We start from the raw sequence: 2,173 nt of genomic DNA on the forward strand, positions 1-2,173 counted from the left end.
AACTCAGGCTGCGCCAAAATTTCACTAATGCGTTTGCGCGTTGCGGCCGTCGCCACAGGCAGCAAAAACTGTGCCTTCGGATAACTTTTCAGCAGCAATAAGGCCGTCTGAAAAAACACCGCCGCCATGTAATCGATTTCGCTCACGCGGCTGCCGGGCAAGATGGCAAACACGGGCACGTCCGCAGGTACGCCCAGCTTCTGCCGTGCCGCCGCCCTATCCGCTTCCACCGGCATGGTTTGCGCCATCGGATGGCCGACAAACTCAGCCTTGCCGCCGGCATCGATATATAGCTGCGGTTCCATCGGAAATAGGCACAACACGCGGTTGACCTGATGTACGATTTTATTGACCCGTTCGCGTCGCCACGCCCAAACCGACGGGCTGACGTAATGAATGGTATGAATGCCTGCCTGCTTGAGTTTTTCCGCCACGCCGAGATTAAAGTCCGGCGCATCGATGCCGATAAACACATCCGGCTTGAGGCGGATTAAATCGTTCACCAGCCCTTTGCGGATTTTCAAAATCTGCGGCAGGCGTTTGATGACCTCAACAAAACCGCGTACCGCCAGCTTTTCCTGATCGTACAAACTCTCGAAACCCTCCGCCTTCATGCGCTCGCCGCCGATGCCGGTAAACCGCGCATTCGGGCAACGCGCCTTAATGGCACGGATTAAGTGTGCGCCGAGTAAGTCGCCGGAAGCTTCGCCAACGCTGATGGCGATAAGGGGGGAAGGATTGGGGTTCATGTTGTTGAGGTTCGGAAGCTAAAAGATTTTGAGGCAGACATTTGCCCGCCCGTTTTCAGACGGCATCAGCGGCAAACGGACAGGAAACCTGCCCCGCTAATCGGATTTTTGCAATCCAAAGGCCGTCTGAAAAAGTTTCAGACGGCCTTCAATCCATCAATCAACGGATAATGCCGCGTGTGGATTGTGCAAAAAAGTCTTTAAATACCGCCAATTCGCTTTGGGTTTCGGCGCGTTTCAGAATGTCTGCCTTGGCTTCTTCAAACGGAATGCCGCGATGGTAAATGGTTTTATACACATCTTTGACGGAGGCAATCTGTTCGGCCGTGAAACCGTTGCGGCGCATACCTTCGCTGTTGAGACCGGCCGGTTCGGCGCGGTAGCCAGCAGCCATAAAGTACGGCGGTACGTCTTTGTGTACGCCGGCGGCAAACGCGGTCATAGCGTAGTCGCCGATTTGGCAGAATTGGAACACCAGCGTGTAGCCGCCCAAGACGACGTAGTCGCCGATGGTAACGTGTCCGGCGAGCGAGGCGTTGTTGGCGAAGATGGTATGGTTGCCGACCACGCAGTCATGGGCAAGGTGGCAGTAGGCCATAATCCAGTTGTCGTCGCCGATACGGGTTTCGCCGATACCGGTAACCGTACCGAGGTTGAACGTCGTAAATTCGCGGATGGTGTTGCCGTTGCCGATAATCAGTTTGGTCGGCTCGTCGCGGTATTTTTTGTCCTGCGGAATTTCGCCGAGGCTGGCAAATTGGAAAATGCGGTTGTTTTCACCGATGGTCGTATGGCCGTTGATGACGACGTGCGGGCCGATTTCGGTATTCGCACCGATTTGCACATTGGGGCCGATGATGCTGTATGGGCCGACTTTGACGCTGGAGTCGAGTTCGGCTTTAGGGTCGATGACGGCGGTCGGATGGATAAGGGTCATGCTGTCTCCTTGCTGTCTGATACAGGTATTGCCTGCAAGATGCCGTCTGAACGTTCAGACGGCCTGTCCCATTCTTACACCACGCGTTTGGCGCACATAATCACGGCTTCAACGGCAACTTGGCCGTCGACTTTGGCAACGGCGTTGAATTTGCCGATACCGCGTTTGTTGGTCAGCAGCTCGACTTCAAAAACCAGTTGGTCGCCGGGGATGACTTGGCGTTTGAAACGGGCATCGTCGATACCGGCGAAGAAGAAGAATTCGTTTTCTTTGCGGCCGCCTTCGCTGAGGATGGCCAGTGTGCCGCACGCTTGCGCCATGGCTTCGATAATCAACACGCCAGGCATCACGGGCAGGTCGGGAAAGTGGCCTTGGAACTGCGGCTCGTTCATGGTGACGTTTTTAATCGCAGTCAGGGTTTTCATCGGTTCGAACGCAGTAATGCGGTCGAGTTGCAAAAACGGATAACGGTGTGGGATAAGTTTTT

Annotated in this window: 3 protein-coding genes; all 3 read right to left on the reverse strand. The window is 54.9% G+C overall.

The window, feature by feature from the left end; translation table 11 throughout:
* Positions 1–749: lipid-A-disaccharide synthase (gene lpxB / locus ACTHUM_RS11920; RefSeq protein WP_440402960.1), on the reverse strand; the 749-nt coding region annotated here is incomplete at its 3' end.
* 160 nt (positions 750–909) lie between these two features.
* Entirely contained in the window at positions 910–1,686 is a 777-nt protein-coding gene (gene lpxA / locus ACTHUM_RS11925) for an acyl-ACP--UDP-N-acetylglucosamine O-acyltransferase (protein WP_003681706.1), read from the reverse strand.
* A gap of 74 nt (positions 1,687–1,760) precedes the next feature.
* On the reverse strand, positions 1,761–2,173 hold a 413-nt coding region (fabZ, locus tag ACTHUM_RS11930), incomplete at its 5' end, for a 3-hydroxyacyl-ACP dehydratase FabZ (RefSeq protein ID WP_440402812.1).

Source organism: Neisseria sp. P0021.S006 (assembly GCF_051956895.1).